The 25,970-nt window shown below is 58.7% G+C and carries 24 protein-coding genes; 13 read left to right on the forward strand and 11 right to left on the reverse strand.

Annotated elements, in window-relative coordinates:
* Positions 1 to 173: 173 nt before the first annotated feature.
* Positions 174 to 296, reverse strand: coding sequence for a hypothetical protein (locus HKD40_RS18070; RefSeq protein WP_282567613.1), 123 nt, complete (start codon positions 294 to 296; stop codon positions 174 to 176).
* Positions 297 to 397: 101 nt separating this feature from the next.
* Positions 398 to 910, reverse strand: a complete 513-nt coding sequence (locus tag HKD40_RS12750) for a carbon monoxide dehydrogenase subunit G (RefSeq protein ID WP_169196157.1) — start codon at positions 908 to 910, stop codon at positions 398 to 400.
* Between the two features lie 220 nt (positions 911 to 1,130).
* Here HKD40_RS12750 and HKD40_RS12755 point away from each other — a divergent pair, with 220 nt between their 5' ends.
* Genes HKD40_RS12755 through HKD40_RS12765 form a run of 3 tightly spaced genes read left to right on the forward strand, consistent with a single transcriptional unit; the run spans position 1,131 to position 4,844 of the window.
* Positions 1,131 to 2,312 (forward strand): cell surface protein, encoded by a 1,182-nt coding sequence (locus HKD40_RS12755; protein ID WP_169196225.1) that lies wholly within the window; start codon positions 1,131 to 1,133, stop codon positions 2,310 to 2,312.
* A 23-nt stretch (positions 2,313 to 2,335) separates the two neighbouring features.
* Entirely contained in the window at positions 2,336 to 3,274 is a 939-nt protein-coding gene (locus HKD40_RS12760; protein WP_169196158.1) for a DUF6384 family protein, read from the forward strand.
* 4 nt (positions 3,275 to 3,278) lie between these two features.
* The gene (locus HKD40_RS12765) at positions 3,279 to 4,844 is read left to right on the forward strand and encodes a hypothetical protein (protein ID WP_169196159.1); all 1,566 of its coding nucleotides are present in this window, start codon (positions 3,279 to 3,281) and stop codon (positions 4,842 to 4,844) included.
* 17 nt (positions 4,845 to 4,861) lie between these two features.
* Here the strand turns inward: HKD40_RS12765 and HKD40_RS12770 are convergent, their stop codons facing one another.
* Entirely contained in the window at positions 4,862 to 5,260 is a 399-nt protein-coding gene (locus HKD40_RS12770) for a VOC family protein (protein WP_169196160.1), read from the reverse strand.
* Positions 5,261 to 5,265: 5 nt separating this feature from the next.
* Positions 5,266 to 5,934 carry a response regulator transcription factor gene (locus tag HKD40_RS12775; protein WP_169196161.1) on the reverse strand — a complete coding sequence of 223 codons (669 nt, stop codon included), beginning with the start codon at positions 5,932 to 5,934 and terminating at the stop codon, positions 5,266 to 5,268.
* A 172-nt stretch (positions 5,935 to 6,106) separates the two neighbouring features.
* Between HKD40_RS12775 and HKD40_RS12780 the strand changes: the two genes are divergently transcribed.
* The 3 genes from HKD40_RS12780 (at position 6,107) to HKD40_RS12790 (ending at position 11,372) form a co-directional block, all read left to right on the forward strand.
* Positions 6,107 to 9,541 (forward strand): peptidoglycan-binding protein, encoded by a 3,435-nt coding sequence (locus HKD40_RS12780; protein ID WP_169196162.1) that lies wholly within the window; start codon positions 6,107 to 6,109, stop codon positions 9,539 to 9,541.
* 149 nt (positions 9,542 to 9,690) lie between these two features.
* Entirely contained in the window at positions 9,691 to 10,617 is a 927-nt protein-coding gene (locus tag HKD40_RS12785) for a sulfite exporter TauE/SafE family protein (protein WP_169196163.1), read from the forward strand.
* Entirely contained in the window at positions 10,614 to 11,372 is a 759-nt protein-coding gene (locus HKD40_RS12790) for a TIGR02186 family protein (protein WP_169196164.1), read from the forward strand. Before HKD40_RS12785 ends, HKD40_RS12790 begins: the two co-directional genes overlap by 4 nt.
* Here the strand turns inward: HKD40_RS12790 and pdeM are convergent.
* A complete protein-coding gene (gene pdeM / locus HKD40_RS12795; protein ID WP_169196165.1) occupies positions 11,369 to 12,049 on the reverse strand; it encodes a ligase-associated DNA damage response endonuclease PdeM in 681 nt (226 codons plus the stop codon). The two genes, HKD40_RS12790 and pdeM, sit on opposite strands and share 4 nt — an antisense overlap.
* A gap of 210 nt (positions 12,050 to 12,259) precedes the next feature.
* On the opposite strand from pdeM, the gene HKD40_RS12800 reads away from it, so the two are divergent.
* On the forward strand, positions 12,260 to 12,706 hold the full coding sequence (locus HKD40_RS12800; protein ID WP_169196166.1) for a sugar dehydrogenase complex small subunit: 447 nt from the start codon (positions 12,260 to 12,262) through the stop codon (positions 12,704 to 12,706).
* Positions 12,707 to 12,709: 3 nt separating this feature from the next.
* On the forward strand, positions 12,710 to 14,326 hold the full coding sequence (locus tag HKD40_RS12805; RefSeq protein ID WP_169196167.1) for a GMC family oxidoreductase: 1,617 nt from the start codon (positions 12,710 to 12,712) through the stop codon (positions 14,324 to 14,326).
* Between the two features lie 35 nt (positions 14,327 to 14,361).
* On the opposite strand, the gene HKD40_RS12810 is transcribed toward HKD40_RS12805, so the two are convergent.
* Positions 14,362 to 16,857: a ligase-associated DNA damage response DEXH box helicase gene (locus HKD40_RS12810; protein WP_349236811.1), complete on the reverse strand. Its 2,496-nt coding sequence runs from the start codon at positions 16,855 to 16,857 to the stop codon at positions 14,362 to 14,364.
* Positions 16,858 to 17,010: 153 nt separating this feature from the next.
* Between HKD40_RS12810 and HKD40_RS12815 the strand changes: the two genes are divergently transcribed.
* From HKD40_RS12815 to HKD40_RS12825, 3 genes are read left to right on the forward strand one after another with little or no spacing between them, the layout of a single operon-like run.
* Positions 17,011 to 17,298 carry a DUF6460 domain-containing protein gene (locus HKD40_RS12815; RefSeq protein WP_169196168.1) on the forward strand — a complete coding sequence of 96 codons (288 nt, stop codon included), beginning with the start codon at positions 17,011 to 17,013 and terminating at the stop codon, positions 17,296 to 17,298.
* Positions 17,299 to 17,300: 2 nt separating this feature from the next.
* Positions 17,301 to 17,972 carry a nucleoside/nucleotide kinase family protein gene (locus HKD40_RS12820; protein ID WP_169196169.1) on the forward strand — a complete coding sequence of 224 codons (672 nt, stop codon included), beginning with the start codon at positions 17,301 to 17,303 and terminating at the stop codon, positions 17,970 to 17,972.
* 56 nt (positions 17,973 to 18,028) lie between these two features.
* Positions 18,029 to 19,378: an MATE family efflux transporter gene (locus HKD40_RS12825; RefSeq protein WP_169196170.1), complete on the forward strand. Its 1,350-nt coding sequence runs from the start codon at positions 18,029 to 18,031 to the stop codon at positions 19,376 to 19,378.
* 24 nt (positions 19,379 to 19,402) lie between these two features.
* Here the strand turns inward: HKD40_RS12825 and HKD40_RS12830 are convergent, their stop codons facing one another.
* Positions 19,403 to 20,506: a quinone-dependent dihydroorotate dehydrogenase gene (locus HKD40_RS12830; protein WP_349236812.1), complete on the reverse strand. Its 1,104-nt coding sequence runs from the start codon at positions 20,504 to 20,506 to the stop codon at positions 19,403 to 19,405.
* A complete protein-coding gene (locus HKD40_RS12835; protein WP_169196172.1) occupies positions 20,503 to 20,874 on the reverse strand; it encodes a DUF952 domain-containing protein in 372 nt (123 codons plus the stop codon). The genes HKD40_RS12830 and HKD40_RS12835 overlap by 4 nt, the downstream gene beginning before the upstream one ends.
* Before the next feature lie 129 nt (positions 20,875 to 21,003).
* Between HKD40_RS12835 and HKD40_RS12840 the strand changes: the two genes are divergently transcribed.
* Positions 21,004 to 21,651 carry a helix-turn-helix transcriptional regulator gene (locus HKD40_RS12840; RefSeq protein WP_169196173.1) on the forward strand — a complete coding sequence of 216 codons (648 nt, stop codon included), beginning with the start codon at positions 21,004 to 21,006 and terminating at the stop codon, positions 21,649 to 21,651.
* Positions 21,652 to 21,708: 57 nt separating this feature from the next.
* Here HKD40_RS12840 and HKD40_RS12845 read toward each other — a convergent pair whose 3' ends face one another.
* Positions 21,709 to 23,352 (reverse strand): lysine--tRNA ligase, encoded by a 1,644-nt coding sequence (locus tag HKD40_RS12845; protein ID WP_169196174.1) that lies wholly within the window; start codon positions 23,350 to 23,352, stop codon positions 21,709 to 21,711.
* 142 nt (positions 23,353 to 23,494) lie between these two features.
* On the opposite strand from HKD40_RS12845, the gene HKD40_RS12850 reads away from it, so the two are divergent.
* Positions 23,495 to 23,908: a tellurite resistance TerB family protein gene (locus tag HKD40_RS12850; RefSeq protein ID WP_169196175.1), complete on the forward strand. Its 414-nt coding sequence runs from the start codon at positions 23,495 to 23,497 to the stop codon at positions 23,906 to 23,908.
* On the opposite strand, the gene HKD40_RS12855 is transcribed toward HKD40_RS12850, so the two are convergent.
* Both HKD40_RS12855 and metZ read right to left on the reverse strand, forming a co-directional pair.
* Complete coding sequence (locus HKD40_RS12855) at positions 23,905 to 24,738, reverse strand: transporter substrate-binding domain-containing protein (RefSeq protein ID WP_169196176.1); 834 nt, start codon at positions 24,736 to 24,738, stop codon at positions 23,905 to 23,907. The two genes, HKD40_RS12850 and HKD40_RS12855, sit on opposite strands and share 4 nt — an antisense overlap.
* Positions 24,739 to 24,759: 21 nt before the next feature.
* Complete coding sequence (metZ, locus tag HKD40_RS12860) at positions 24,760 to 25,965, reverse strand: O-succinylhomoserine sulfhydrylase (RefSeq protein ID WP_169196177.1); 1,206 nt, start codon at positions 25,963 to 25,965, stop codon at positions 24,760 to 24,762.
* Positions 25,966 to 25,970: the final 5 nt, after the last annotated feature.

Here is a 25,970-nt window from a genome sequence, read left to right on the forward strand (position 1 = left end):
GTGCAGCATACCAACTGGGCCCCTTCGCCACAGGTATGGATGCGCTAAGAGGGGATAAAATCGTGCAATCCAGTTCCAAGCAATAGGAAACTCGTAGAATCTTTTCCAGCTGGTCAAATTTAAGGCATTTGCTCACGCAAATTGCTGAAAATGCTTAAATTCTCTACCGTCAATTACCAGCGCGCCAATATTGCCTCGAACAGCGCGCCTAGTCCTAGGTCGCCATAAAGCGTTACCACCACAGCCAAAGCGGCGATTGCATAGAGCGCGAGACTATCGCGGGAGTGTGTGGACATGACAGAATCTACAATAGAAGCTCGGGGCTTTACCCCTACTTGCTACCGCGGGGCGAAATCATGTCCAAAACCCGCTCGATTTCCGCAGGGTTAAGAACGCGTTAACGCGCTTCAGTTGGCGGCGTGAGGGCGGTAATTTCGGCACCCATCGCCGTTGCGAAGCGCTCGAAAAATCCATCAATAATCTTTTGAGCGGAATTGCCGATCAAAGCCTTTCCAAGCTTCATAATCTGCCCTGAAGCGCCGCCCTGCGCGGTAAATTGCAGGATCGTGGCGTCGCCATCATCGGCCAGCGAAATGTCCGCTGCGCCTTCCGCTAGGCCCATGAACCCGCCCTTACCCTTGCCAGAGAGCGTGTAATTGCGTGCCACATCGACGTTAGACAACGACAGCTCGCCTTTAAAGCTGGGCTTCATAACGCCAAGATTGACCGCGATGGCCATGTCCAGCGTGGACGGACCAGACCATTCGATAAAGCTGCACCCCGGAATCGCGGCCTTCAGCACTTCTGGATTGTTGAGCGCTGTCCACACTGCCGAGCGCGACGCTTCGATACGATATCGACCACCAAAATCCATCTCAATCGCGTCCTTTTGTTGGCTTGGCAGGCGCACGGATAAAATTGTCCGCAACCGCACTCTTTACGTGCGTCTTTTTCGCACCAATATCGGGTAAATAGTTGGGACCAGCACACGTTGCAATTGTCTTGCTTTGATGTTGCCGTATGAGAGTCCCATCAGGAGTGAACGGCGGTATGCCTACGAGCCCGCTTAGCGAGGAATGCCAGATATGACTGACCCAGCCACCACTGCCACTGCGACCCAGGCGAATGCGATGACTGCGCTCACCGAGAAGCCTTTGCAGTATCTTGATAAAGCAGTGAACGCGATCCGCGATCTGGGCATTTGGCCCGAGCAACAAAGCGAACAGCCGATCACCTCGCTTCTCGCTCAGATTACCGAGCTCGATGAAACACGCGTCATTCTGATTGGCCGCACCCTGAGCCAGGCCTCCGCATTCAACGAAGTTGTCCGCCAGCAGGTGGCAGCAATGCAGATCGGTGAGCGCTACGAAGACATCACCAAGGGTTTCGATTCTATCCGCGACGACGCCAAGAAAATGGTCGATCAGTTGCAGGACAATAAAATCGACCTGCTCGAACGCGCTTCCAACGTGTGGATGAAGGTTAGCCGCGGCGACATCGCTTCCCGCTTTGACAAGATCCGCGACACTTATCTGACCGTGTCGAAGGACACCAAGGATCAGATCGACCGCGAACAGACCATTTTGGAAGCCTACCGCGATTTCCGCGGCGCGCTAAAACAGTCTGAAGTTATGGCGCTCGAAGTGCTGCACACCGCTGAACAGCGCTTGGAAGAAAAGAAAAATATCCTGCAGAAGGCGGCTGAAGAGCTTGCCTCTTATGCCGGCGAAACGCCTGCTGATCGCGCCCGCCTCGAAATGGCGCGCGACGAGCGTCTGCGTGAAATGCAGAACGAAGAAAAGCGCTATCAGATTGCCAAGGACCTCTCGGACAATCTGACGATTTCTTACAACACGTCCGAAGTGGTGATGGCCCGTCTCATGCAGACGACCAACGCTAAGGAACGTGTCTATCAGCAGTCGATCTCGTTCTTCTCGACCAATGAAACCGTGCTCACCGCGCTCTCGGCTTCGTTCACCGGCATGTTCGGCCTGCACGAATCCACTGCAACGCTGAACGCGATGAAGGAAGGCATGTCCAAGAGCCTCGAAGCGCTCTCGGAAATCGGTGACAAGGTTCAGGAAGAAGCTGTCCGCGCCGGTTACGGTCCTACCATCCGCGCCGATGCCGTTCAGAAGCTCGTCGACTCTGTCGTAAACTTCCAGGAAAAAAGCCGCACCATTATCAATGAGATGCGTGTAGCTTCGACCAAGAATTCGGCAGAAATTCGCGACGCCGTTGAAGATGGCAAGCGTCGTCTGGCCACCTTGGCAACCGAAGGCAACGCATTGCTTTTGGAAACCCGCAACTAAGATAGAACGGGCAAGGCTCGCCAATGAGTGAGGGAACGGCCAAATCGGCTGTGCAACTGGATGAAGTCATGCTGGCGATGGACGTGGTCGACACGCTCCGTCACCGGCAGGATTTGGTGACACGTGAACTGGATGGAGCCGCCCGCGAACGGCAGCTCATCGAGCGCTTGCGTTCCCTCTATCATGCACAGGGCATTGAAGTTCCCGATCGCATTCTCAAGGAAGGCGTTTCGGCCCTCGCTGAAAGCCGCTTCACCTACGAGCCACCTGCGCCGAGTTTTAAAACCACGCTGGCGCGGCTTTATGTGTCCCGCAAAAAATGGGGTCGCCCCGTGGCGGCCCTCCTCGTTGCAGCGATCGTTGCTGCTATTGGATATTTTGGCATCTACCAGCCGTTCCAGCACGGCCAGGCCGAACAAGCGCGCCTAGAGGTCGCTCAAGGCTTGCCGGCGCAGATGGAAGCTCTGCGCCAGACAATCTTTGAAGAAACCAAGGTTCAGCAAGCCGTCGTTCGCGCGGATGACCTCCTCGCTCGGGGTCAAGCGTTTGCCGAGGAAGGCAATCGCGAAGGCGCCGAAGATGCTGTTGAACGCTTGACTGCGCTGCGTGATCAGCTGCGCCAAGCTTACACTTTGCGCATCGTCAATCGCGCTGATGCGGACTCTGGGTTCTGGACAACGCCCAACAATACCAGCGACGCGACCAATTGGTATGTGGTGGTCGAAGCCATCGACATCGACGGCAATCCCCTGACCCTACCCATTGCGAACGAAGAAAATGGCGAGATCGAACAGGTCTCGATGTGGGGCGTCCGCGTGCCTTCAACGGTTTATTCTGCCGTGGTTGCCGATAAGCGCGACGACGGCCTCATCCAAGCCAACACCGTTGGCCGCAAATCCAGCGGCTTTCTTGATGTTGAATATACAATGCCCGTTCTGGGCGGCACGGTAACTCGGTGGTAGGCGCATGAGCATTCGCGGCCCACAAGCTCTGGCCAGCCTCGAAGAGGCAATGCGCGACATTCGCCGCGAGGAAGACGAGATCTCCCGGCGCGTCGCCCGCACGTCTGAACGCATCACCAAACTGCGCGAAGCCGAGGCAGAATATTTCCGCCAGCTCGCCAAGCTTCGCCTTGATCCCAAAATTCAGGCCGAACTCGATGGCGAGATCACCGCCGCCGAACGCAAGGCGCGCGATGTGCTCAAGGGCCATGCCCGCGACGTCACCAAGGCAGAGACCTCGCTCAAGGCCATAGAAGACAATCGCTCCAAACTGCTCGAACACCGTTCAGCAGCACTCCGCCTGCTTGAAGACAAGCTAGAAAACCTCACTGCGCTCACAGCCAAGCTCGCGCAGCAAATTGCCAGCGATCCGCAATTTATCGCCAAGCGTCAGGAAACCGAAGAGCTCGATCATATCGCCGAAGAGGCGCTCAAAAAGACAGAACAGGCTGAAGCGGACCGCGAAGCCAAGGGCAAGCCTTACCGCGACGACCCGCTGTTCATCTATCTGTGGGACGCTGGCTACGGCACCTCCACGTATAAGGCCAGCGGCCTCATCCGCTATCTTGATGGGCTTGTCGCTCGGCTCATCGGCTTTACCAAGGCCCGCCCGAACTACCACATGCTCAATGAACTCCCCTTGCGTTTGCGTGAGCACGCTGAACTGCAAGAGGAAAATGTGCGGGCCGCCGAGGCCGAACTGGCCGCGCTTGAAATTGCAGCCATCGATGCGGCTGGCGGCGCGCCGTTACGCGATGCTGTCGAAACCACGCAAGCCGAGATCACCAAACTCGACGAGCAGATTGTTGCCCTCGAAGATCAGCGCGACGCTGCAGCCAACGCCCTGCGCAGTCTGGCTGAAGGGGAAGACCCTGAGTTCGTCCGGGCAGCAACCGATCTTGCCGCCGCTCTCGCGCGCGAAGACATCCGCACGCTCCTGGCCGAAGCGCGTCGCACTCGCACCGCTCAAGACGACACGATCGTCGGTCAGATCGACGAAACCCGCACCCGCCTCGGCGAAGAAGAAACCGAGAGCAAAGAACAGCGCGCACGGCTCAAGACCTTAGCAGAGCGCCGTCGCGAGCTTGAAGATATTCAGTGGGAATTCAAAAAGCAGCATTTTGACGATCCCGGCTCGAGCTTTAGCCAAGATCGACTTGTCGGGGACATGCTCACCGAGTTCCTCAAGGGCGGAATTTCGGCCGCGGCCTATTGGGACCAATGGCAGAAAAGCCAAAACTGGGCGCCGGGCAGCGAATGGGGTTCGGGCTACAAAAGCACCCGCCGCGCTGGCACCAACAAAAGCCCCTGGGGCAACGGCGGTGGCTGGCCAGATAACAGCTTTGGTGGCGGCGCAGCCCCGCGAAAGCCCACGCCCGGTGGCTTTGGTGGCGCTTGGGGTGGTGGCCTTGGCGGCGGCTCTGCTGGGGGCGGTTTCTCGCGGCCTCGTGGCGGCGGCAGCGCTGGCGGCGGTCTCTCATCGGGCAACCGCAAATCCAGCAGCGGATTTAAAACCGGGGGCAGGTTCTAGCCTCCCCGGCATTATGATTAGTTGGCTGGTGGCGTTGCCATCAGCTCCCACACATTGCCTTCGGTGTCTTCGAAATAGGCCGAATTGCCCCATTCAGACTCGGTATTGCCGACGATAATCGTCCCGCCCGCGACCAAAACACGGTCGAGAATGGTGTCGATTTCAGCAGCGTTTTCGGCACGATGGCTGAGCACAAAGCTCGGCGTTCCCGCCACATAGTCACCCTTGCCCGCAGTCTCGGCGATCTCCTTGCGCGGATAGAGCGCGAAGGTGAACTTGTCGTCGAAGAAGAACGCAACATTGTCTTCGCCAGCGCCAATCTGATCGTCCGGCAGGTCGAACAGGGCGCGATAGAAGGCGAAGGCACGCTCAAGATCATCAACGCCAATGGTGATGATCGAAATAGAAGGCTTCATAGGGCTTATGCCTTGTCTGTGATGGTGAAGAGCGCCTCGAACTGGCCCTCTTCAATCCGCGCTGCGGCGATAACAGCCTGAGTGCGGCTATCGACGTCGAGCTTTTGCAAAATGGCCGAAACGTGGGCCTTAACCGTCGCCTCAGAAATCGTCAGCTCGTAGGCGATTTGCTTGTTCATCAAACCATCGCTGAGCATCATCAGAACGCGGACCTGCTGTGGGGTGAGCGTTGAGAGACGCTTCATCAAAGCTGAGTGATCGTCGTCGCCGCCAAGTTCGGTACCGGCAGGGACGAACACTTCGCCGGACAGCACGGTTTCAATGGCCCGACGAATTTCCGTGGGGCCAACAGACTTGTGCAAATAGCCCGAAGCGCCCAGCTCAAAGGCCCGACGCACCACGGTCGAATCTTCCACAGCGGAAATGATCATCACCGGAATATCTGGGTATTGTGCGCGCAGCAGCAGCAGCCCGGAAAAGCCCCGAACGCCCGGCATATTGAGATCGAGCAGCACCAGATCGCAATCGCGATCAGCATCGAGCGCCGAACTTAACCCATTGAGGTCACCGGCTTCTTCCACGGTCACTGTAGCGTCGCCACCAGCCAATGTCTGCCGCAATGCGGCCCGAAATAGCGGGTGATCATCGACGATTATGATGCGACGGCGAGTCATATAGTCAGCTCCTGCCCTGCTGGACAATGTCCCGTAAGTACACGGTTTTCATATCTGCGGGGATGGTTATTCCATGAATCCTTAACGGCTTCTTTACCATGTTTTCTCAAGAGTGGCCTTTATACCTTCGTGCGACTCGCGCGATGTGCGTTTCGTTGTAACAGGACCTGCGATGCCCCGTGCATACACAAACTCGGACTTCGCCAATCTGGTGAACGACCCCGGTGCAGGGGACCTACAAGCACTTCGCGGTGAGCTTCTCGCCCTGCTCGACAAGGTTGAGAGCCACTACGTGCCGCCTGAACCCGAGCCCGCAGTCTCCACACTTCAGGGCCTGGCGCGCCGCGTGCAGGACCTGCACGACCAAGTCTCGCGCCCCGAACCCGTCTCACGTCGCGAAGAAGCCTTGCGCTCCGTACAGCGCACCGTCGAACGTTTCAACGAACGCGAAACCCAATCCAACGCTCTATTTGACGATGATCTGACCGCAGCCATCGCCGAAATCCGCCATCGCCAGGGTCCGACGACCGCAGCGCCGCAAGCGCGCCGCGCGCCCGAATTCCCCGAACTGCGCGAGTTGGGCTCGCTCGTTGGCGGTATGAGCCAACGTCTCGAACGCCTCGAAAGCGAGCTCAAGAGCCAGCGCCACAATGGTGCGCAGGTGAACGAGGTTGCCAGCCAAGTTGAACAACTCACCCAGGTCGTGGAGTTGATCGCTGGCGCAGTCGGCGAAACCGGTCAGGTCAAACGCCTAGAAGCGCAGATTGCAGCGCTCGGCGTGATGATCGAACGTGGCCCGCGCGCGGACATGTCGGTTTTGAGCCGTCGCATGGATGATGTGTCGGTCACCGTCGGCAAGCTCGCCGAGTTGCAGGCCGAGCAGATGGAGCGCGAGCTGATCCGCGAAGAGCGCCGGGCTGTGGAAGCACAGTCCACGCTGGGCGCAGAAAGCCTGCTCCCGTCCATGCACGCCATCGAGCAGAGCGTGCGTAACGTCTACGATCGGATTGATACGATCGAGCGCAATGTCGCGCTCTCATCGACCGATTTTGACCGTCTCACCAGCGAGATGGCGTCCTTCACCAATGCCCTTCAAACCGGCGCAGGCTCGCCCCAGGTTTTAGTAGAGCGTGTGGAGCTTCTGGCTCAGCGTTTGGAAGCCGTTGACACCTCAAACGGCGAGGTCGAAGCCCTCAAGGTTGAAATCGTCGGCCTTCGCAATGCGGTACTATCCGGGCTTGAACCACGCTTCTCGCGCATCGAAGACCAGATCGACGCTCTCAATAGCCGCATCACTCCGGTCGACACCTCTGCTGTCGAAACCCAGCTGCGCGCCCTGATGGATCGCATGGACGAGGCCAGCGCTCAGATTGACGCGCTCAGCCGCGCGTATGAGCAGCAGGACGTCTCAATCGACTATACCTCGCTGGCCGATATGGTAGCCGAACGGACGTCTCAGGCCATTGCAAAGGCTGGCCCTGCCGCGACGGCTGCGCAGGACGCCAATCTGTCCGCGCTCGAAAAGCGCATGACGGCGCTGCTCAACACCGCAGGCAAAGAAACAGCCGAACGCCTCGCGCGGTTGGAAGTCACTCTGTCAAACCGTCAGTTTGCACCAGCTGTTGCTCCTGCTCCGGCTCCGGCTCCGGCTCCGGTAGCCTTCGTAAAAACCCCTGCGTCCAGCGCAAGGGATTTTGACGCCGACGACGCCTTTGAGCAGGCTGTTTCTGACAAGGCTAACGCCACCAGCTCAAAGCTTGAAGCCATTCTCAGCAGCCTCGGCGCCACCAAGAATGACGCAATGCCGATCAATCCGGCGGAAGACGCGCCACTGGTCGATCAGAGCCTAAAGCTGGCGGAAGTCCCGCAGAAGCGGATGACGCAATCGCGGATGCGCGCCGAAACTGTCGCCGCCGAAGCGCCTAAGTTTGATCCGTCGACGGTCACCCCACCACCACGCCCACAGTCAAGTCTGGCCAGTGACCCAAAGCCCGGCTTTGCCGATGAGACGCGCGCGTCGGTCACTAAGGAGCTTGAAGCGGCTCCGTCAGTGTCGAGCACCAGCACATTCGTGGCGGCAGCACGCCGCGCCCAGCGCGCCCGTCAAGACGAAACGCCAGAGGATGCGGATAGCATCATCGGCAAAGCTCTGGCCTTTGTGCTCCCGCGTCGGGAAGCCGAGCTCCCAGATCGCGTCGTGCCCCCCACTGTTATTGAAACAGCGGCACCAGCACCCGCAGCGCCAAAGCGCGCGATCTTCCGCGCCCGTCTCAAGGACAAACCTGAAGAGGCACCGGTAGCGCTTGACGACGCCGAAAGCGCGGACGAAACCGTCACGCATCAGAATGTTCTGCGGCGCTATCGCCGGCCAATTCTGCTGGCCACAGCTTTGACAGCCGTATCATTGCTCGCGATCAATCTGGTCTTGCAGCGTGCCGAGCCGACCTCGGTTGCGCAAACTCCAGCGCCCGCTGTGACTGCCCCTGAAAATGCGGCCCCGGTCACGGTCCTCACCGATCCGACCCCTGCAGCAGGTCTCTCCGACACGCTAACGGCGCCGAATATGAGCGAGATGATCGACCCGACATCGACCGGCTCGATCAATCCAGGCGCTCCCATGAGCTTCTCACGCCCAAGCGTCCTGCCAGACATCACCATGCCGCCGCCGCTGGCGGAAGCTCCGGTTTCGACCGCAGCACCCGATCCGATTTTGACGGCAGCTCTCAATCCTGCCGAAACCATGCGCGATGCTTTCGCCCTACCAGCCGAAGGCGTTGGCCCACTTGAGCTGCGCCAAGCCGCTGCCTCGGGCAATGCTCAAGCGCAATACGAAGTCGCTGCCATTTACGGCGAAGGGCGCGGTGTACCGACGAATGCCGCTGAAGCCATCAAGTGGTACGAACGCTCGGCAGCCCAAGGCTTCGTTCCCGCGCAGTATCGTCTCGGCAATCTCTACGAGATGGGAACTGGCGTCGAAAAGAGCCTCGAACAGGCCAAGCTCTGGTATCAGCGCGCCGCCGATGGCGGTCACCGCATGGCGATGCACAACCTCGCCGCGCTCTATGCTGGCGGCCATATGGGCGGCCAGCAGTTTGAGCTTGCTGCAGAATGGTTCGAACGTGCCGCCAATCGCGGCATGGTCGATAGCCAGTTCAATCTCGGCATGCTCTATGCGCGCGGCTTGGGCGTCGAACAGAATTTCGAACAGTCCTACAAATACTTCTCCCTCGCCGCTCTCTCGGGCGACAAGGACGCAGGCCTAGCCAAGACCGACATCGTGCGCTCCCTGTCCGCAGATGCGGTTCAGCGCGTCGATGCTGAGCTGCTCACCTGGAAGCCCGCACCGCTGGTTTTGGCAGCGAACTTTGCGCCAATTGGCACGTGGTCTACCGCGTTTGAAGTTGGCGATGCAATCACTGCGGAGGAAACGGTCAAACGCGTCCAAGTCGCTTTGACCAAGCTCGGTTTTGATGTGGGAACGCCGGACGGCAAGTCTGGGCCACAAACCGTCGAGGCGATCCGCGCGTTCGAACGGGCAACCGGAATGAGCGAAAGTGGCGAGGTCAATCCACGATTGCTCGCTGTTTTGGGCAGCCAGCCCGTTTAATCAACGCCGACCCTGTGTCGATTTGATCACAGCCTCGTCCTCACCGGATGAGGCTGTAAGTTTTTATGCTCGATTTTACTGGCTCTTACCTTTCTGTTGACAGACGTCCCCTTAGGATAGTCCCGAACACAACATGACGGGACCAGATCTTGCAGATCTATCTGCCGATCGCAGAGCTTTCCGTGAGCCTCTTCTTTCTTGTCGGGATCGGAGGGGCCGTTGGCTTTTTGTCTGGATTGTTCGGCGTTGGCGGCGGTTTCCTTCTCACGCCCCTGCTGATCTTTTCCGGTGTTCCGTCCGCAGTCGCCGTTGCTTCCGTGACCGGACAGGTGGTCGCGGCCTCCACTTCCGGCGCACTCAGCCATTATCGACGCGGCGGTATCGACCTGCATCTCGCCTTCTACCTCATCTGTTCGAGTATCTTGGGGGCCTTTGGTGGCGTAGCGGTCTTTTCCGTGCTCCGGGCCAGTGGCCAGCTTGATCTGGTCATCTCTCTCGGCTTCTTAATCCTCTTGGGCTTTGTCGGCACTTTGATGCTGCAAGAAAGCGTGCGTGCCATTCTCAAGCGCCGAAAGGGTGTTGTCGTGGGGCAACGTCAGGCCCACCAGCACACATGGATGCATGGTCTGCCCTGGCGCGTGCGCTTCAAGAAGAGCCGCCTCTACATCAGCGTCATCCCAGTCCTTGTCATCGGCGTTTTCGTTGGCTTTGTTGGCTCGCTTCTGGGCATCGGTGGCGGCTTCATTATGGTTCCGGCGCTGGTCTATCTGCTGCGCGTTCCGGGCAATGTTGTCATCGGCACCTCGCTGGCGCAGGTTGTGGCCATGATGGGTGCAACCACCATCATGCATGCCGTACAAAGTCAGAGCGTTGATATCCTTCTCGCCTTTTGCCTCATGGTCGGCGGCACAGCTGGCGCACAGTTCGGCGCAGCAGCGGGCAAGCATCTGCGCGGAGAACAATTGCGCGGGCTCCTCGCGCTCCTCATCCTCGCCGTCGCGATCCGCTTTGGCCTGGCGCTCATCCTGACGCCGGGCGACCCCTATTCCATGGCCGTAACGAGCACGATCCGATGATCAGGCTCCTCGCGCTTGTCCTTGCGGTGTTGATGGTTGTCCCAGCGCAGGCTGAACGCCTCATCTCGGGCATTTCCAACGACACCATTCAGATCACGTCGAGCTTTTCGGGCGAACGTCTCACCTTTTATGGGACCATCGCTCCCGACATTGGCGCGCCCACCAACACTGTGAGTGGCTCCTATCAAGTCGCCATCGTTATTCTGGGGCCAACTCAGGATCGCGTCTCGCGCAAGATGACCAATAATTTTGGGTTCTGGATCAACACCGAACAGGTCGAGTTCAAAAACTTCCCGAGCTATTTCCACGTGCTCTCCAGCAAGCGCTTGCTCGATATTACCGACATCGTCACCCTCAACCAAAATGCCATTCTGCCTGAGTCCTACGCTCTGGTGCCGAACCGCGCGGGTTTTCTAAAAACCCTCAATTTCGGTCGCGAATTGATCCGGCTCATGTCCGAAGAAGGGCTCTTCGGCGTGCAGGAGAACGGCGTCGTCTTCATGTCGGATAATTTCTATTCGGCCCAGCTCCAGCTGCCCAGCAGCGCCCCGCCCGGCCCCTATATCGCCCAGACCTATGTGTTCAAGGACGGCCAAGTGGTCGCCCGCAAGTCAGAAGGCTTTGCCGTCCGCAAGATCGACTTTGAACGGTTCGTCGCGCTATCGGCCGTGCAATACCCACTGCTCTACGGCATCGCCTGCGTCTTCCTCGCCCTCTTTACCGGCTGGCTGGGTGGCGTACTGTTCCGCCGTTAACCGGCGACAAGACGCTTTGTCGGCACCGGATAAGTACGGTCGCGTCCAAGCATGGTCACTTCTACCGAGGGCCAATCAAACAGACCCTCAAAGGCCGCCGATAAAATATTGATTGCCCCGGTTGAACTGCCATAGGCAGGCAGGATCATCAGACGATTATCATGCACGAAACAGGGTTTTCGTTGTGTCCGTCCGGCCATCGCCACCCGTGCCGCCGGATGCAAGTGCCCAGCGATCATTCCGGGCCGCCCCTTGCGCGGATGGTGGGTGAACACCAAACCATCCATTTCCAACTCCTCAAGCGACACCCCGCCGATCCCGTGCGGCTCAGGATCGTGATTGCCGGAGAGCCAGAAACACTCAACGGTCTGGCCAATAGCGTCGAGCCGCGCCCGGTCAGCGCCCAACAGCAACTGCGCCGAGTCGGCACGATGGAAACTATCGCCAAGCGACACCAGCCGCTGCGCCCCCACATGCGCAATATCGGCCTCTAACCGGGTGAGCGTCATGCCGGTATCATAGGGCGGCAGCATCTGCCCGCGCCGCGCAAAGCTCGCCATTTTCTCGAAATGCAGGTCCGCCACCAGCAAAGTCTTGCGCGCATGCCAATAGAGCCCACCCGAAGGAAGCGGCTCAAAAGTGTGGCCAGCGAAACGCAAAATCGGCGTCTCCGTCATCGCAATCGTGGGGGCAGCGTAATTCAACAGACCAAGGGAAATTGTTCGATGTCTAAGCGTTGTCTCAATGTAGCAGATTCGATGGCGTCACCGAAGTTCGGCAAATGTCGCGCCCCGCTGCTATCTATGCAAATTGACGTGAGGTCTCAGTCCTCGGTTAACACATTGACGTGCATATGATTTGTAAATTTTGGCCAGTTGAGGTGCGCCATGACTAAGACAATTACACCCGGTGGGATCACCCGCCGGCAAATGCTTGCTTGGACTGGTGGGACAGCGCTCGCCCTCCTCTTCAGCCAAGCAATCTTGGCAGCAGAACCCATTACGCTCGATCAGTTCCTGACCCTGTCGGGTAAGCTTCTGGATCGTGATGGAGCAAGCCTCGTCGGCGATTATGGGCAAAGCTATCTCGATGCCCTCGTGGCCGATGGTCAGGACACAGCGCTTGCGCAGCTGATCTCCGGAACCGTCGACAATACCCTCGAAAACCGCATCATCACCGGCTGGTATTCCGGCGTCCACCAAACCGCCGATGGCGAAGCGGTTGTCGCCTATACCGACGCACTGATGTGGGAAGCCCTCGACTTCACCAAGCCAATGGGCTGGTGCGGCGGGGAAACTGGGTATTGGTCGCAAGTGCCAGAAGGGGAGGCATAAGCCATGGCCGATATTTCCGCAGACGTCATCATCGTTGGTTCGGGCGTTGCTGGGGCCCTCATCGCCGATCAGCTTGCTGGCAAGGGCGTGAGCGTTGCTATCCTCGAAGCGGGCGACGAGGTTGATCGCGCCACCGCCGTCGACACCTTCCAGGCAGCCGCCATTAAAACTCCAGAGTCCGCCTATCCGGTCGGCCCCGATGCCGATCATCCCCTCTCGTGGAACATGGACTATTACTACCGCCAGAACGGCGCAGATAAGTTCAAGAGCACCTATATCAAGGCCGTGGGCGGCACGACGTGGCATTGGCTCGGCACTGCCATTCGCATGGCCCCAGATGACTTCCAGCTCGCCAGCAAGCACGGCAAGGGCGTTGATTGGCCCGTCAGCTATGACGAGCTCGAAAGCTACTATGCCCGCGCTGAAGATGAGCTTGGCGTGTCCGGCGCGGCAGGTTCCCCGCCATCGGCACACCGCTCCACCGACTTCCCCATGCCCGCCATTCCCCCGACCTATCTCGACAAGGTCTTCAAGGAAAAGCTCGCAGGCTCAATCTACGACGTAACGCCCACGCCACAGGCCCGCAATTCGGTTGATCGTGATGATCGCCCCGGTTGCTGCGGATCGGCCAGCTGCATTCCCGTCTGCCCGGTACAGGCGAAATATGATGCCACGGTCCATGTGCAAAAAGCCGTCGCCAAAGGCGCGACCCTTCACCCGGCGACCACCGCAACCTCGGTTGAAACCGATGCGGATGGCAATGTTGTCGCCGTTCACTTTATGCTGCGCGATGGCAATACTGGCAAAGCCACTGGCAAGCTCTATGTTATCGCCGCTCACGCCATGGAAACCCCGCGTCTTCTGCTTAATTCGGTCAGCGCTCACACGCCGAACGGCGTTGCTAATAGCTCCGATCAGGTTGGCCGCAACCTCATGGATCACCCCAGCCAATTGAGCTGGGCCCGCTCCAATGATCCCGTCTGGCCTTACCGCGGACCGCTCTCCACCTCCGGCATTGAGAACGTCGGCGTTGGCGAATTCCGGTCCGATCGTGGTGCCTTCCGCATCGAAATTGGCAATGACGGCCACTCCTGGCCCACAGGCGCGCCGATCAGCACGGTTTCAGCGCTCGTCGAAAAAGGCCTTCGCGGCGCCGAACTCGATAAGGCTCTCAAGGCCGAAGCCTCGCGCCATGTGCGCCTCGCCTCGCTGGTCGAGCAACTGCCCGATCCCGAAAACCGCATTACGCTGCACCCGACCGAAAAAGACAAATACGGCGTGCCGCTGCCGCAAATCACCTATTCGGTTGATAGCTATGTGAAGGCCGGGCTCGAAGCTGCCGCCAAGGCGCACCAAGACATCTTCGATGCTTTGGGCACCACGGAAGTGCATCACGCCGACGATTTTAATGGCTCAGGCCACATCATCGGCACCTGCCGCATGGGGACCGATCCAAAGACCTCAGTCGTCGACCAGCACCTGCGCAGCCACGACCACAAGAACCTCTTCATTGCCGGTTCTGCAGTCTTCCCAACCTCTGCAACGGCCAATCCAACGCTGACCATCGCCGCACTGAGCCTACGCGCTGCCCAAACCATTCTGGCCGATCTCGGCGCCTAAACACCAAGGGCGAGGGAGAACAAAGTTCCCTCGCCCTAATCTTTGATTACGCCCAGCGCCTCCTCGAGCAGCTCGTTGGCCGCCTCCGCCATAGCACTTTCACGCCCCTCCCCAAAAATTGGCTCCTTGCCAATGTCCAAAAGGATCGGCACTGCCAGCGGCGAAACCCGCTCAAGCGGCTTATGCACGATGTGCGAGCGTACACGCGTCAGCATCTGCCCCAGACGCTCAATGTCCAAAAGCCCCCGCGCTGCGTCGTGGCGCGTCGCTTGAATAAGAATGTGGTCCGGCTCGTGCTGATAGAGCACGTCGTAAATCAGATCCGCGCTCATGGTGATCTGCCGGCCGGTCTTTTCCTTGCCCGGATGCCGCCGCTCGATCAGCCCCGCGATAATGGCGCAGTTGCGGAACGTCCGCTTCATCAGCGCGCTTTCATCGAGCCAGGATTCGAGGTCATCCCCCAGCATGTCCTCGTCGAACAGCTCATCAAGCGAAAGCCGTCCCGTGCGGATCAACGCCGAAAGATCACCCAGTCCCCAAATCGCCAACGAATATTCTGACGCCACAAACCCCAAAGGCCGCGCCCGCATGCGTTCGAGGCGTCGGGTTAGGAGCATGCCCAAGGTTTGATGGGCCAATCGTCCCTCAAAGGGATAACACACCAGATAGTTCTGCGCCCCGCGCGGAAACGTCTCCACCAGCAGGCTGTCTCGTTTGGGCAGGACCGACACCTCCTTCTGCAGGGTCAGCCACTCGCCCACTTGCGCGGGCAGCTTATGCCACTCATCCGGACTATCCATGATGCGGCGGACACGCGACGCCAGATAGGTCGTCAGCGGAAACCGTCCCCCATTATAGCTTGGCACCTTGGGGTCTTTATCGAAGGACCGAGAGACGAAAGCCTCATTGTCCTTCATGCCCTCAAAGGCCAGCACTTCGCCCGAGAAGATGAACGTGTCCCCCGGCAGCAGCGTGCCGAAGAAATATTCCTCCATTTCCCCCAGCACGCGCCCCCCTGCCCCAATTGGCCCGGTAGATTTTCCCTTTTTCAATCCGCGCGCGCGAATGAGCCTGACGCGCACCATCGGCTCTTCAATGATGGTGCCGATGTTGAGGCGGTATTGTTGCGCGATCTGAGGATGAGAAATGCGCCAGCGCCCATCCTCTGCTTGCCGCAGCCGCGCATAGCGCTCATAGGCGCGCAGGGCATAGCCACCCGTCGCGACGAAATCGAGAATGCGATCAAACAGAACACGCGTCAGCTCGCGATAGGGCCAAGCGGTCAGTATTTCTGCATAAAGATCATCCGCCAAAAACGGCTCTGCACATGCCATGCCCAACACATGCTGGGCCAACACATCATAGCCACCGGGATGCGGGTCCTCGCTGTCTTGCTGCCCTTCACTGACGGCCTCCACCGCCGCCTCGCATTCCAACACTTCAAAACGGTTGGACGGCACCAGCAAGGCTTTCGACGGATCATCGAGCCTATGATTGGCGCGGCCAATCCGCTGCAGCATACGCGAAGACCCCTTTGGCGCCCCCACTTGCACCACCAGATCGACGTCGCCCCAGTCGATGCCCAGATCGAGCGTTGAGGTACACACCACCGCCTTGAGCTTGCCTTCGGCCATAGCCGCTTCCACCTTGCGGCGCTGCTCGACCGACAGCGACCCGTGGTGCAGGGCAATGGGCAACATCTCCTCGTTAATGTCCCACATGCCTTGAAACAGCATTTCGGCTTGCGAGCGCGTATTGACGAAGAGAAGCGTCGTCTTGTGCCGCTTGATGATCTCGTAAAGCTCACCTCGCGCATAGGCCGCCGAGTGTCCCGCCCACGGCAGGCGCTCTTCGGTCTCCAAAATTCTAAGCTCGGGTGCGGCTCCGCCTTTCATATGCAAAAGGTCCGTCCGCCGCCCCTGCGTTGGTTGCGCAATCCAATCACGCAGCAAATCAGGGCGCGCCACCGTCGCGCTGAGTGCCGTGATGCGCAGATCGGGCGAGAGCATGGCCAGCCGCGATAGGCCGAGGGATAAAAGCTCCCCGCGCTTGCTCGTCACCAGAGCATGCAGTTCATCGAGCACCACGCGCTTGAGGGCCCCAAACATCAGGTCCGCATGCGGATGAGAAATCAGCAGCGCCAATTGCTCGGGTGTCGTGAGCATGATGTGGGGCGGTTTCGCCCTCTGCCGCGCGCGTTTGGCGGCCGATGTATCGCCGGTGCGCGCTTCCACTGTGATGGGCAGCCCCATCTCGGCAATGGGCGTCGAGAGGTTGCGCTGCACGTCCACAGCCAGCGCTTTGAGTGGCGAAATGTAGAGCGTATGCAGCCCGTCAAACCGCCCATCGACCAATTCGACGAGGCTCGGCAAAAAACCCGCTAAAGTTTTACCGGCACCGGTGGGCGCAATAAGCAATTGCGACGCGCCGGATTGATAGCTTTCCAACACATCCATTTGGTGCTGGCGCGGGGACCAACCTCGCGTGGAGAACCAATTTTCAATGAGCGAGGGGAGCTGTGTTTTAGTCACTATCAGCCTCTCCGCCCCCGAAACGGGTTCCGGTGAATTCCCAGAACTGTGACCACTGCATGGCAAATGTCGCAAAACTTGGCAAAGAGCACCTACTGCAAAGCAAAGAAAACCCTATATGATGCCGACATCCAAGCCAAACGGAGTGGCATTATGACAGAAGACTCTTCCCCCTACGCGCGTTCCGGTCTGGAGCGCTTGCTTGGTGGTCGGCCGCTATCTGTTGCGATCAAGCTTGTGCTCCTGTCCGCGCTGGCTGGCTTCTTCATGACCATGTTCGGTTTTAACGCTGCCGATCTGTTCAACAGCATTGTGGGCTTGATTGAAGATGCGCTGCGCGATAGTGGCGGGTTAGTGCGACAGGTTGTCGCCTACATTATCACCGGTGCGGCGGTCGTCGTCCCGATCTGGCTCATCATCAGGCTCACGAAAGCGCGCTAAATATGGTCGATACGCTCCACCTCACGCCGCAGCTAACAATAGAGCGGTTGGTTCAGCATATCCATAATATGCAGGGTGAGGCCCAGGGCAAGCGGATCGCCGTCGGCTTTGTTGGCGGTCCCGGTGCAGGCAAATCAACCATCGCGGCTCAAGTCGTAGCCGCGCTCAATGCGACCCAACCGGGCACGTCAGCGCTTGTTCCTATGGATGGCTTCCATATGAAACACGCCAAGATCGTTTCGCAGGGACTAGAAGACCGCAAAGGCGCACCCCATACATTCGAAGGCGCAGCCTTCGTCTCATTCCTGTCCGATCTCAAAACGGCAACGGAATGTGTCGACGTCCCCGGCTATAGTCGCAAGATTGAAGACACGGTGGACAAGGCATTCACAGTGCCACCGGAGGTTCACACCCTCATCATCGAGGGCAATTATTTGCTGCTCGGCGATGCGCCGTGGTCGGCAGTGCGCGATCTTCTCGATTATTCGGTCTTCATCCACGTCGATCGCGAGCTGGTTAAAGCGCGCCTCCTCAGACGCCACGGCGAAGAAGGGCTCTTCACCGAAGAGCGCAATCGCGCCCACATTGAGCGCAATGATCTGCCAAACTTTGACCTCGTCGATAAGACGCGTGACCGCGCGGATCTCGTAATCGAACTCAACGTGTCGCAGTAGGGTGACAGGGCCCACTTCGGCCTGATAGGGCAGACGCTCAACTATTGAGTTCTACAATGTCTGCCCGCCCCCAACATCCGTTCACCGTTCGCCACCGCGACGTGTGGGCGATTGCCCTGCCCGCCTGTATTGCCTTCATCACCGAACCACTCGTAGGTCTCGTCGACATTGCCGTAATCGGTCGCTTGGGCGATGCGGCCATGCTGGGCGGTCTCGTGTTGGGCGCACTGCTCTTCGACTTCCTGTTTTCCCTGGCCTATTTCCTGCGCATTGGCACAGCTGGCCTGGTCGCTCAGTCCATCGGCGCCAAGGACCCGCGAGACGGGCTTTTGCATGTGTCGCGTTCGCTCATTTTGGGCGTCGGCATAGGCCTTTTCATGATCGTTGTATCACCGGCCATTCTGTGGGTCGGGATGACCAGCCTCGCGCCTGAGGCCCCGGTCGCTGCAGCGCTGTCTGACTATTTCTACTGGCGCATCTGGTCTGCACCCTTCTCGCTGATCAATTACGCGCTTCTTGGTTGGTTCTATGGCCGCGCCTCAGCCAAGACCGGCATGATGTTGCAACTGCTGCTGCACCTGATCGACATCACGCTTTCCGTCCTCTTCGTTCACGGCTTCGGCTGGGGCGTGCCCGGTGCGGCCTTTGGCACGGTTATCGGTCAGGCGATTGCCGCCACGGTTGGTCTCTCCATTCTGGTCAAATATTATGGCGGGATCGGTGCCCTCATTAGCCGCATTGCGCCGGGCGAGTTGAGCGATGGCGTTGCGGTCAAACGCATGTTTGGCCTCAGCCGCGACATCACCATCCGCTCCGTTGCCTTGATGAGTGCTTATGGGTGGTTTGCGGCCCAAGGCACTCGCATGGGCGAAATCCCCCTCGCGGCCAATGCGGTCCTTCTCAACCTGCTCATGGTCATCGCCTATTTCCTCGATGGCATTGCCCAGTCGGCCGAACAGCTTGCAGGCAAAGCCGTGGGGGCCAATTGGCGTCCAGCTTTTGACAGCGCCTACAAGCTCTCCATGCTCTGGGGTTTTAGCATTTCTCTGGTGCTGGGCCTGGCGTGGTACCTATCGGGGCCATGGGTCATCGGCTTTATGACCACCAACCCCGATGTTCAGGCCTATGCGCTGCACTATCTACCGATAGCCGCTGCTTGCACCATCACCTTTATGCCCGCCTTCGTTTATGACGGCATTCTGGTGGGCACGACCCAGAACGTCGTCATGCGCAACGGCATGCTGGCCTCTCTGGTGGTCTTTGGCGCTGCCGCCGTGATCTTGCAGCCGCTCATCGGCAACTGGGGCCTATGGGGCGCTTTGCACCTCTGGTTCGTTGCCCGTGGCCTCATCTATTTCTTCGCCATCGAAAAGCGAAAGGCGGAGCTTTTCAGCCCCGCCTCGTAAAATCGCAAATCTGGAGCTGGTCGCTTAAAGGCGACCAGCCGCCCAATCACTCGTCTTAGTGCCGACGAACTCGGAAATGTTCTTCTTTCCAGCTTTCCGGACTTCGCTCACCAAGCCCGCCTTGATCCGGTCGAGCAGATCAAGCCCGCCAAAGACCATCGCCGAATAGAGCTGGATCGCATTGGCACCAGCTTCAAACTTGGCCAGCGCGGTCTGCGCGTCATGGATCCCGCCAACACCCACCAGAGGCAGATCGCCAACACGCTGACGCATCTGCGCAAGGCGCTGCGTTGCCAGTGGGAAGAGCGGCTTGCCCGAAAGCCCACCCATCTCTGTGGCATTGCTCATGCCCGCCACAGGATCACGACCGATGGTTGTATTGGAGACAATAACGCCATCGAGATCGGTCGCCAGAATAACCCGGGCAATCGCGTCCATCGCCGTCTCATCCAGATCGGGGGCAATTTTGAGCAAGACTGGCACGCGCTTTTTCGCCTTGGCGCGCGCATCGAGCACTTCACCTAAAAGACGGGTCAGCGCTTCGTCCGTTTGCAAGTTTCTCAGACCCGGTGTGTTGGGCGAGGAGATATTGACGGTGAGATAGTCAGCCAGTTCGGCGAAGCGGTTCACCCCGAGCACGTAATCGGCCACGAAGTCCTCGCTATCCTTGTTCGCGCCAATGTTGACGCCCAAAGATGCCGGCACTTGGACACTCCTGAGCCTCTCAAAGGCCACATCGTGCCCCTCGTTATTAAAGCCCATACGGTTGATCACACCCTGCGCTTCGGTCACGCGGAAAAGGCGTGGCTTTGGGTTGCCCGCCTGTGGGCGCGGCGTCACCGTACCGATTTCGGTCATTCCAAAACCCAAAAGCGCCAACTGCCGTGGCACCTCGGCATTCTTATCAAAACCAGCGGCCATGCCGATCGGGTTCGTGAGCTTAAGGCCACACAAATCCGTCGCCAATTCTGGCGCGTCAGGGCCCTGCTGCTGGGGCGAAAGTCCCATGCGCAGCGCAGTGATCGTCGCGCCATGGGCCGTTTCCGGGTCCATCTTCATCAGCGCATCAAGCGTCAAATTTGAGAGTAACTTACTGCGCAACAAGGGAGAAAAAGCAGAAAGGATCACTGTGCAGCCTCCGGCAGTTCGGTATTGCCTTCGCTATCAACGCTGATGGTCGCTTCCCAAGCAACGGCACTGAGCGGCAGCGGGCGATTATAAAGATGGGGGAATAGAGCGCCCCCACGAGAAGGCTCCCAAACAAGGTTCGACCCGGCGAGATCGGCAGTCCGAATGGCCAGAAGCACGAGCCCTGATTGCCCACGGAAGTGACGGCTAAGCGTTTCTTTGAGCTGATCAATTGTCGAAAAATGCATATAGCCATCGCTTGCATCAATCGGCATCCCGGCATAGGAACCCGTCGCTCTGGAAGGAGCATAAGACTGCTCCGTCGCGACTTTATAAATGAACTCGGGGTTCGGACTGACTTGGGACATTTGGGGGCTCGTACGCGGGGGAGTTCGTGCCGGGGTAGCGGGGAAACGCCCACTTTACAAGGCCTCAGAGCCGGATTAGCCTAGGACACAATTCTTGGCATAAGACCAATGTCCTGTGAGGGCACGCTGATGGTCACACATCGCACTATCTGGGATGGGATCGACTCGCTGGCGCGGCGTCATGGTCTCTCGGTGTCCGCTCTCGCGAAAATGGCCGGACTTGATGCGACCGCTTTCAATGTCTCGAAACGGGTCAGCAAAGACGGTCGCGAACGCTGGCCATCCACTGAAAGCATTGCCAAAATCCTTGAGGCGACTGGCGAAACGCTCGACAGTTTTGAGAACGGCTCCGGCTCGTACAGCCAGCATGCCGGTTTTGCCGAACCGCCCCCAGCCGTCATCCCCCTGCTCGGCCTAGCGCAAGCGGGAACAGGCGGTTTCTTCGATAGCGCTGGTTTCCCTGCGGGCCGAAACTGGGACGAAGTCGAGCTTCCTGTCTCCACCGAGCGCGGCATCTATGCCCTTGAAATTCATGGCGATAGCATGGAGCCCGTCTATCGTGAGGGAGACCGGGTTGTCGTCTCACCGACCGAGCAGGTCCGTCGTGGGGACCGCGTTGTCGTGCGCACCCATGATGGGGAGGTCATGGCAAAAATCCTCCACCGGCAATCCGCTAAGCAGTTGGAGCTGCATTCAGCCAATCCAAACTATCCGCCCCGCGTGTTCGAGCTCAAAGACATCGATTGGATCGCCCGCATCATCTGGGCCAGCCAATAAAAAACGCGCCCGGATCGTTTGACCCGAGCGCGTTGATTGGTGTTGCAAGTCGAGGGCCTAGCTCTGCAGTTCGCCTGCGAGAGCGCGGCCGATCAGCTTGCGGGTGTTCTCAATGCCATAGAGCGCTGCAAACGAGCCGAAGCGCGGACCGCGTTCCTGGCCGATCAGCACCTGATAGAGCATCTGGAAGAAGTCGCCCGATACGCCGGGACCGCCAGTTGGCCCCTTCTTCGTATGATCCTGATAGCGCTCGATGTTGCGAGCAACGTCGAGAGCTGCGTTCTGGATGTCTTCGTTGGAAGAGTCCGCAGGAAGTTCGGCGAAAGCTGCCGAAACAGCTTCGAGCGCTGCGCGTTCGACATCGTCTGGCGCGCGATAGTTCTTCTTCACGAAGTCGCGGAAGTAGGCCATGGCGTAGCCAACCAGCGCATCGAGATGCGGATGGGTTGCCGCCGAAACGCCCGGTGCATAGGCCGAGATATAGCCCCACATGACTTCTGGCGTTTCCGGATTGGAAGCCGTTGCCAGATTGAGCAGCAGTGCGAAAGTGATCGGCATGTCGATCTTCGGCACATCGCCGTAGTGGACATGGAACGCCGGGTTTTCAACGCGTGCGGCCGCATCCTGCTTTTCGAAGGCAGCAACGAACTGCGCATATTCATCCACGGCGCGCGGGATGACATCAAAGTGCAGACGCTTAGCGACGCGCGGCTTCTGGAACATGTAGAGCCCGAGGCTCTCGGTCGGCGCATAGGTCAGCCATTCGTCGATGGTCAGGCCATTGCCCTTTGACTTCGAGATTTTCTGGCCTTCGGAATCCAGGAACAGCTCGTACACATAGTGTTCTGGAGGCGTGCCACCGAGGATCGCGCAGATCTTGTCGTAGATGTGCTGATTGGTCTGGTGGTCCTTGCCGAACATTTCAAAGTCGACGCCGAGGGCGGCCCAGCGCATACCGAAGTCCGGCTTCCACTGGAGCTTAACGTTACCGCCCTTGATCGAGACGGTCGTGTCACGACCATCTTCATCGGTGAAGGTCACGGTGCCATTCTGGGCATCGACTTCCTTCATCGGCACGTAAAGCACGCGGCCCGAAATTGGCGAGATCGGTAGGAATGGCGAATAGGTTGCCTGGCGTTCCGCGCCAAGGCTCGGCAGCATAACGCCCATGATATCATCATAGCGTTCAGCCGCGCGCAGCAGCACTTCGTCAAACTTGCCGGACTTGTAATAGTCGGTGGCGCTGGCGAATTCGTAGTCGAACCCGAAGGTGTCGAGGAAACGACGCAGCATGGCGTTATTGTGCTCGCCAAAGCTGTTGTATTCGTTGGTCCACGGATCAGGCACCGCCGTCAGCGGCTTTTGCAGATGCGGCTCCATGGCTTCCTTGGAAGGCACGGTGTCCGGAATCTTGCGCATGCCGTCCATGTCGTCGGAGAAGCACAGCAGACGGGTTGGGATTTGGTCACGGGTCAGCAGGCGGAACGCAGTACGCACCATGGTGGTACGCGCGACTTCGCCAAAGGTGCCGATATGCGGCAGGCCCGAGGGGCCATAACCGGTCTCAAAAAGGGCTTCCCCTTTGCCCGATTTTTCCAACCGTTTGACCAGTTTACGGGCCTCTTCGAAGGGCCAAGCGCGAGCCGTCTGTGCGGGCTCGAAGAAATCGGGGTCAAGTGGAGGTAAAGCGGCGGGCGACACAGGGATTGTGGCCTTTCGAAAACACGGGGAACGATAAGGCTTGGTGTGTTGCACTCTATCTGCGCCGCGTCAATGACGCAGGTGGTTGCAGATCGACCGAACCGCACCTAGTTTTGTGCGCAACGATCTCAGGAGGCCATTTATGCCGTCGCCCATTCAGGATGCGCTTATTCACATTATGATCATTGCTGCATCCTCGGATGCCACAATCACTGAGCGGGAATTGAACCGGATCGAAGCCCTTGTCGGTCGCTTGCCGGTTTTTGCCGGGTTTGATCGCACCCGCCTCACCGACGTCGCCAATGACTGTGCTGATGTGCTCAATAGCGACGATGGACTGGACCTCGCGCTCGACAAGGCGCTCTTGGCTATCCCGACAAAACTGCAGGACACGGCTTACGCACTCGCCGTTGAGGTCACCGCTGTCGATCTTCAGTTGGAACAGGAAGAGCTGCGGTTCTTGGAAATGCTGCGCGATCGCCTGACGCTAGATCGCCTCACCACCGCCGCAATCGAAGTGGCCGCCCGCGCCCGGCACCGCAGACTGCCTGATTAGTAGAACCCAACAGGGAACCAACGCAGATAGAGCTCATCAAGCGTGCCATTGTCCTTGAGGCGCACCAACGCCCAATCAATGGCATGTCGGATTTTGTCCTGTCCGGCGCGCACACCCACGGCCAGACCTTCGCCAAACTGGTTGGGACGGAAATACGGCTCGCTGGCAAAATTACAGCAGGCGGGGTTATCGTTGAGCCAGAAGGCCGCGCGCATGGCGTCGCCGAAATAGGCTTTGACCTCGCTTGCCGCGAGCGCTGCAAGCGCCTCCCCTTCCGAGGCAAAAGCGACGCGTGCGGCTGTTGGAAAATACTGATTCAAAAACGCGTCATGGGCGCTACCGTCGCGCACACCAACTTTGAGCGCTGCCAAAGCATTTTGGTCAAAGCCGTCGACGTCTTCGGCACGCGTGACGAACCGTCCCGGCAAAGCCAGATAGATCGCTGAAAAATCAATCGCGCCCGCGGTCTCTGGCGTCATCGCGACACCAGCGATAACAGCATCACCCTGATTGTCCTCCAAGGCCGACACGACCTGATCCCACGGCCACGCCTGTATGGTGCAGGCGATGTCGATCTCGGTACAGATCCGTCGCGCCAGATCAATATTGTACCCAACGACCTCCCCCGCGCTGTCGCGGAAGTTGAAGGGGGGAAAATCTGTCGTTGTTAGAAACCGTATAGCCGGAACCGGCTGCAAATCGGGCAAGATTTCACGCGCATCGGCATCGGCGTGATTTGGCAATAATTGCGCCGAGGCGGGGCTTACCAAGAAAGCGGCGAACAGGCCGAGCGCGAAACACCCAACCCATTGCCCTGCTCTGCTGCGCATCCCCCGCCTCGGCATGATCACTTAAACCTGGTCGAGGCCATACATAAGGTCGGCAATCAGATCATCAGGATCTTCAAGGCCAACCGACAACCGCACCAGACCCGGCGTCACACCAGTCGAGAGGCGAACCTCTTCGGTCAGTCGCGCATGGGTGGTCGTGCGCGGGTGGGTAATGAGCGATTTGGCGTCGCCCAGATTGTTGGAAATCAGCGCCACAGCGAGACTATCGCAGAAGGCAAATGCGCCGTCCTGACCGTTCTTGACGTCGATCGCAAGCAGCGAAGACCCGCGCTTCATCTGGCTCTTGCCCAGCTCATATTGCGGGTGGCTTGGGTGATGCGGATAGATCACGTGATTGACCTTAGGATGGTCTGCAAGCGCTGCCGCAATCTTTTCCGCACTGTCGGTCATGCGTTCGACACGCAACGCATAAGTTTCAAGACCTTTGAGCATAACCCAAGCGTTGAACGCGCTCAGCGTTGCGCCTGTCTGGCGTAAGAAGGTGTGCACGTCACCTTCAATGATTTCCTTGCTGCCCAACACGATGCCACCCAGAACGCGGCCCTGCCCATCGATGTGCTTGGTCGCCGAATAGGTGACGAGATCTGCGCCAAGGGTCAGCGGGTTCTGGTAAAGCGCTGTGGCGAACACATTGTCCACAATCAGCTTAGCGCCATGCGCGTGAGCGATTTCAGCGACAGCCTTGATATCAACCAGTTCCAAAGTTGGATTGGTTGGCGTTTCGATAAACACCACCTTGGTGTTCGGGCGCATCGCACGCGCAAAGTTTTCCGGATCGCGACCATCGACCAGCGTCGATTCCACGCCAAAACGTGGGGCGTAGTCTTCAACAACGAAACGGCAGCCGCCAAAAAGAGCTTGCGCGGCAACGATATGATCGCCAGCGCGTACTTGGCTCATCACCGCATTGGTCACAGCGGCCATGCCCGACGCAAAAGCGCGGCCCGCTTCCGCGCCTTCCAGAAGCGCCATACGCTCTTGGAACATGTCGACGGTCGGGTTAGCGAAACGCGAGTAATTATGGCCAGGGAATTTGTTGAGGAACAAATCTTCGGCGTGCTGGGAGTTGGGGTAGGAATAGCCGGAGTTCAGAAACAGCGCTTCACTGGTTTCATTGAAATCTGTGCGCTTACCGCCACCATGGACCAGCCGCGTCGCTGCCGACTGCTTGCTTGGATCGAGGAGGGGATTGTGGTCTCTAGACATTTCAG

Origin of the sequence: Devosia sp. MC1541 (assembly GCF_012847305.1) — a bacterium.
Taxonomy (GTDB): Bacteria; Pseudomonadota; Alphaproteobacteria; order Rhizobiales; family Devosiaceae; genus Devosia.

Coding starts and splice junctions, on each gene's coding strand:
- HKD40_RS18070 (WP_282567613.1), bottom strand. CDS start 296: ATGTCCACACACTCCCGCGATAGTCTCGCGCTCTATGCAATCGCCGCT.
- HKD40_RS12755 (WP_169196225.1), top strand. CDS start 1,131: ATGACTGCGCTCACCGAGAAGCCTTTGCAGTATCTTGATAAAGCAGTG.
- HKD40_RS12760 (WP_169196158.1), top strand. CDS start 2,336: ATGAGTGAGGGAACGGCCAAATCGGCTGTGCAACTGGATGAAGTCATG.
- HKD40_RS12765 (WP_169196159.1), top strand. CDS start 3,279: ATGAGCATTCGCGGCCCACAAGCTCTGGCCAGCCTCGAAGAGGCAATG.
- HKD40_RS12770 (WP_169196160.1), bottom strand. CDS start 5,260: ATGAAGCCTTCTATTTCGATCATCACCATTGGCGTTGATGATCTTGAG.
- HKD40_RS12775 (WP_169196161.1), bottom strand. CDS start 5,934: ATGACTCGCCGTCGCATCATAATCGTCGATGATCACCCGCTATTTCGG.
- HKD40_RS12780 (WP_169196162.1), top strand. CDS start 6,107: ATGCCCCGTGCATACACAAACTCGGACTTCGCCAATCTGGTGAACGAC.
- HKD40_RS12790 (WP_169196164.1), top strand. CDS start 10,614: ATGATCAGGCTCCTCGCGCTTGTCCTTGCGGTGTTGATGGTTGTCCCA.
- pdeM (WP_169196165.1), bottom strand. CDS start 12,049: ATGACGGAGACGCCGATTTTGCGTTTCGCTGGCCACACTTTTGAGCCG.
- HKD40_RS12800 (WP_169196166.1), top strand. CDS start 12,260: ATGACTAAGACAATTACACCCGGTGGGATCACCCGCCGGCAAATGCTT.
- HKD40_RS12805 (WP_169196167.1), top strand. CDS start 12,710: ATGGCCGATATTTCCGCAGACGTCATCATCGTTGGTTCGGGCGTTGCT.
- HKD40_RS12815 (WP_169196168.1), top strand. CDS start 17,011: ATGACAGAAGACTCTTCCCCCTACGCGCGTTCCGGTCTGGAGCGCTTG.
- HKD40_RS12820 (WP_169196169.1), top strand. CDS start 17,301: ATGGTCGATACGCTCCACCTCACGCCGCAGCTAACAATAGAGCGGTTG.
- HKD40_RS12825 (WP_169196170.1), top strand. CDS start 18,029: ATGTCTGCCCGCCCCCAACATCCGTTCACCGTTCGCCACCGCGACGTG.
- HKD40_RS12835 (WP_169196172.1), bottom strand. CDS start 20,874: ATGTCCCAAGTCAGTCCGAACCCCGAGTTCATTTATAAAGTCGCGACG.
- HKD40_RS12840 (WP_169196173.1), top strand. CDS start 21,004: ATGGTCACACATCGCACTATCTGGGATGGGATCGACTCGCTGGCGCGG.
- HKD40_RS12850 (WP_169196175.1), top strand. CDS start 23,495: ATGCCGTCGCCCATTCAGGATGCGCTTATTCACATTATGATCATTGCT.
- HKD40_RS12855 (WP_169196176.1), bottom strand. CDS start 24,738: ATGCGCAGCAGAGCAGGGCAATGGGTTGGGTGTTTCGCGCTCGGCCTG.
- metZ (WP_169196177.1), bottom strand. CDS start 25,965: ATGTCTAGAGACCACAATCCCCTCCTCGATCCAAGCAAGCAGTCGGCA.